Source organism: Prosthecobacter sp. (genome assembly GCF_044373815.1).
Classification (GTDB): Bacteria; Verrucomicrobiota; Verrucomicrobiia; order Verrucomicrobiales; family Verrucomicrobiaceae; genus Prosthecobacter.
In genome coordinates, this window is sequence record NZ_JBIPNG010000516.1 from 1 (window position 1) to 4,422 (window position 4,422).

Sequence of the window (4,422 nt, forward strand, 5' to 3'; positions counted from 1 at the left end):
CAGAGAGCCAGCCTGAACACTGCCCCCAAAATCTGCGGGGTGTAATACTTCCGCAACTCCCGATGCACCAGCAAGGGGGTCCCATACATATTCCAGTTCTGAAACAACAATCCCAGCGCAATACTGACGAAGAGCATCCCCTTGATCGGCGCGCTCCACGGCTGTCTCCATACGACCAATGGAAAGGCCACTGCTGCCACCAGCAGCATAACCCACTGCAATTTTGACCGCCAGTACCGCGCCGAACGAAGATACCCCCCCAGGACCTCGGGATCGTGTCCCCGTGATCCCGCAAGGGCGACGATGGAGCCTGAGAACCCAACATCTGTCAACTGGGTGATCATGGACTGAAATGCCAAGGCAATGCCGAACATGGCGAAATCCTTGACGTCGAGCCAGCGGATCAGGAGAAAGCCCGTGATGACATTCAAAATCTGAACCAATGGCTGACCGACGAGGAAAGACTGAAGCGGTGCCCGCCAGCGTTCAAAGCGCGACCGCAAGGAATTTACAGGTTCGGATGCAACTGCGCCAATCATGCCTGAATAAGTTGATCGCGCGTTGAACAATTCCAAAATGTATTAGGATCAGATGCCAGTCTCATCACTGTCGGCACGTCTTTTCGGCAAATGAACATTTTCACAACGAGGTAAATAATGAAGCCTTGTTGCATCCGTCCCAGTCAACGATCTCGTTGAACAGGGTGGCATGGAAACGTGATGACTGCCAAGCTCTGCGCCTAAACTGAGGTGCAGTTGCCAAAAAAACGTAGGCCGAAAGTGCGCTGTTCTAAGCTGCACTCAATTAAGATGGCATATCCTATAATTGCCATGCTGCGGTGGATGTCTTTTTCGCGAAGAGCGACACGCAATGAGCCTGCTTTCAAAAGATGCAATCATGAGGCTATGACAGGAAAAGGTGAGCTATGTTGATGGGCCAACAGAGATAAACGTCCAAAAAGAAAAAGAGATGTCACTTCAGTGGCTGGCCAGCGGAACGGCTATGAATCTCCTCGAAGATATCGTCCAGCGTCTTGGTGATGCCCCATCCGGGATAATGGTCCTTCATTTTGGACAGATCGCTGATGTAGCAGATGTGGTCCCCTTCCCGGTTCTTGTCTACATACTCCCACTGCATGGGTTTGCCGGAAATGGCGGAGATCTTGTCGAAGGCCTCCAGAATTGAGACGCTGTTGTCGCGACCACCACCGATGTTGTACACCTCGCCGCAGCGAGGATTTTCAAAAAAAGCGTGCATGAAGCGGACGACATCGAGACTATGAATGTTGTCCCTCACCTGCTTGCCTTTGTAGCCGAAGACGTTGTACTTTTTCCCGGCAAGGTTGCACTTGATCAAATAACTGAGGAAGCCATGGAGCTCGACACCGCTGTGGTTCGGGCCCGTGAGACAGCCACCACGCAGGGCGCAGGTCTTCATGCCAAAGTAGCGCCCGTACTCCTGCACCATGACATCGGCAGCGACCTTCGATGCGCCGAAAAGGCTGTGCTTGCTCTGATCAATCGAGAATTCCTCGGTAATGCCGCCGACATAGGCGGGATCATCATAATCCCAGCGGGTGTCCAGCTCTTTGAGCTTGATGGTGTTGGGACGATCACCATAGACCTTGTTGGTACTCATGTGAATGAACACGGCCTCCGGGGCATGGAGGCGGGTGGCCTCCAGTAGGTTCAAGGTGCCTACTGCGTTCGTGTCAAAATCATCAAATGGCCGCGAAGCCGCGAGATCATGGCTTGGCTGCGCAGCGGTATGGACAACGTGGGTGGGCGTCAGTGTGGCGAGGCATTCGAGCACTGCCTTACGGTCACGAATGTCCAGTTCGTGGTGATGGAATGAAGGGTGCGCTGCCTTGAGCCGCTCCTGATTCCAGCGGGTGTCTCCTTGCGGGCCAAAAAAGTCGGCACGCATGTTGTTATCCACGCCATGCACCTGCCAGCCCTGCCGACAAAAATAATCAACGACTTCGGAACCGATGAGACCGGAGGATCCGGTGACGAGGAGTTTCATGAAAAAAGTGGAAATCGAAGCCGAATGAAGCCGATTTGATTCAGCATATTCGAGCCGCTGACTGGATGCGCGGGTCGTGAGTGAGACCGAAGATGCATGTGGCCAAAGCATGGCCGCACTGCACGGCCGACGAAGCTATGATGAACCAAGCCAGCCCCATCACGCTGTTGAGAGGCAGCATCCAGGCGGCCACAGCCTGGGTACCGAGGGTTAATGGAATATTGAGCCAGGCCAGATGATTCCATCCGCGGGACGCATTCAAGGCCCAGACAAAACCAGATACGTTGGTGAGGGCCATGCCCGCCAGCACCAGCTCCAGTTCCCGCTGAAGATGCATGTACTTGCCGCCAAGGATCCAGAGAAACCAATGCCCCTGCCACCAAGCGAACGCCAGAACCATGATGCTGAATGCCACCGTTCCTGCCACCATGGCGATGGCCATAGCCCACATCCGTTTTCTGTCCGAGGCACGGGCAAAGGAAGGAAACACAAACTGCGCGAGAGGCCCGGCGAGCACGGCGAAAATGACGGCGAGTCGATTCAAAGCCCCGAGATCCGAGACCTCGCTGGTGGTGGCAAAGACGCTGATCAGCCAAGTTGCTAGCTGGCCCTGAATGCAGATGAAAATGCAGTTTGGCAGCAGCTGCAGCACCACCTCCCAGATGCGAGCCGTATGATCGGCTATGCCAGTGGGCTGCACATCCCCCAGCAATGGCAGAACCTGCATACGGACGATGCCATACTGGGTAAGATGGGCCACAAGAACCGCCATGAGAGCAGTGAGTGGAGTGAGCCCACCCAGCAGAGCCAGTGCCGCTGTCAGCGCAGTACGGACAAGCACAGGCACGAGATCTGCCACCTGAAGCTGCTGTGTGCGCGATTGCAGACGGTTGACGACATTGAAAACAGCGGTGGTGGAAATCTGCCAGACGGGGGCGAGCACCAGCGCGGTAAGCCCGATTGCAGAGGGAAGGCCTGCGCCATTGCGCAGCAGCAGCCAGAGGGAAATGCCTGCAACGATGACTGAAGAAAGAGCTGCCAGCTTTACCCGAAGGCGCAGCGCGGCGTGCACCAGACCTTTCAAAGATGCCTTGTCCTGCCAGATCGTGCCACCAATTGAGGTGACGGCATTGACAATGCCTGCATCGGCCAGGACGGCCAGCGCGGCGCTCATGCTGCTGGCAATGGTGAACCAGGCGTAATCCGGCTTTTCCAAGGTTCGCACCAGCAGGAATCCAGCGACGGCATTCAGCGCCTGCACGACCAACTGCACCAATGCGAAGCCGCCAAAGATCGCGCTCCAGCGGTAAAGGCGCAGTCGATTGTGGCGAAGTGACAGCCATGATAACATTCGAGACGAGTGAGGAGCTGAGCAAGCTTGCGGCTCTTAGCTGTTGCAGGAACTGCAGGGTGTGTGAGAAACTGCCTTCCGCATATGGAACAAGCCACTGCCGCCATCACTCCGGAAAACCTGCGGGTGCATGTCATCCATTATACACGCCTGACCGAACGCCGGGCGCACATGGAGCGGACGCTGCGTGAGCATGGGCTGGACCACTTTCCGGTGAGCTGGATGACAGCGCATGATCGCGAGGAAGTGCTGGCAGACGGTGCGTTTGAACGCGGCGAGTGGGGCGACCCAAAAGTGATCGCAGCGGGTTCGGTCTCTCTGATCTTGAAGCATCTGGCGGTGTACCGCAAAGTCGTGGCTGAGCCGCACGCGTGGCATCTGATCCTGGAAGATGATGTCCTGATCCGTCCTGACTTTCTGCCCGCTTTGGCAGACTGCCTGACTGATCTTCCCAAAGAGTGGGACATGTGCTTTGTCGGACTGGGCTGTGATCTGCATGTCCCCTGGTGGCTGCGCCGCGCCGGCAAACACATCTACTGGCGCGGCTGGAAACGCGGACTGCTGTGGGGTGGTGGCGGCTGCTCCCGCTGCACGGAGGCGTATCTGATTCATCCCGGCTGCGCGGAGCGTGTGCTGTCCAGCCGATTTGCGCATCCGCCTTTCAACCGTCCTATTGACTGGCATTTGAATGCCGCAGGCCAAGCTTTGCATATCCATTCTTACTGGGCTGAGCCGCCCTTGGTGACCCAGGGGGCGTTCGAGAGCTGGATGAACGACCCCACCTTGAACCCTGCAAGGCCATGATTGGCGCAGAGTCGTTGTCTTCGCTCTGTGATCAATACGTTCCATGTCTGCACTTGATCTCGGTCTAACTGCGAATGGCCAGCCAGTTTCCGACAAGATTGCGGTAATCTTCAATTTGAACGGGAGTATCTCCCACATGAATTTAGTCACGAGCTATCGATTCCACCCAGCCCTGATGCTGAAGATACCACGACACGGTATCATGCAGCCCCTTTTCAAGGGTGTGTGCGGGATTCCAGCCG

At 56.1% G+C, this 4,422-nt stretch carries 4 protein-coding genes; 1 reads left to right on the top strand and 3 read right to left on the bottom strand.

Annotated elements, in window-relative coordinates:
* The 3 genes from ACIREA_RS27285 to ACIREA_RS27295 all read right to left on the bottom strand — a co-directional run.
* The coding region (locus ACIREA_RS27285) for a hypothetical protein (RefSeq protein ID WP_397385479.1) at positions 1 to 539 on the bottom strand (539 nt) is incomplete at its 3' end.
* Positions 540 to 972: 433 nt separating this feature from the next.
* A complete protein-coding gene (locus ACIREA_RS27290) occupies positions 973 to 2,025 on the bottom strand; it encodes an NAD-dependent epimerase/dehydratase family protein (RefSeq protein WP_397385480.1) in 1,053 nt (350 codons plus the stop codon).
* A 40-nt stretch (positions 2,026 to 2,065) separates the two neighbouring features.
* The gene (locus tag ACIREA_RS27295) at positions 2,066 to 3,376 is read right to left on the bottom strand and encodes a lipopolysaccharide biosynthesis protein (protein WP_397385481.1); all 1,311 of its coding nucleotides are present in this window, start codon (positions 3,374 to 3,376) and stop codon (positions 2,066 to 2,068) included.
* An 84-nt stretch (positions 3,377 to 3,460) separates the two neighbouring features.
* On the opposite strand from ACIREA_RS27295, the gene ACIREA_RS27300 reads away from it, so the two are divergent.
* Positions 3,461 to 4,180 (top strand): glycosyltransferase family 25 protein, encoded by a 720-nt coding sequence (locus tag ACIREA_RS27300; protein ID WP_397385482.1) that lies wholly within the window; start codon positions 3,461 to 3,463, stop codon positions 4,178 to 4,180.
* Positions 4,181 to 4,422: the final 242 nt, after the last annotated feature.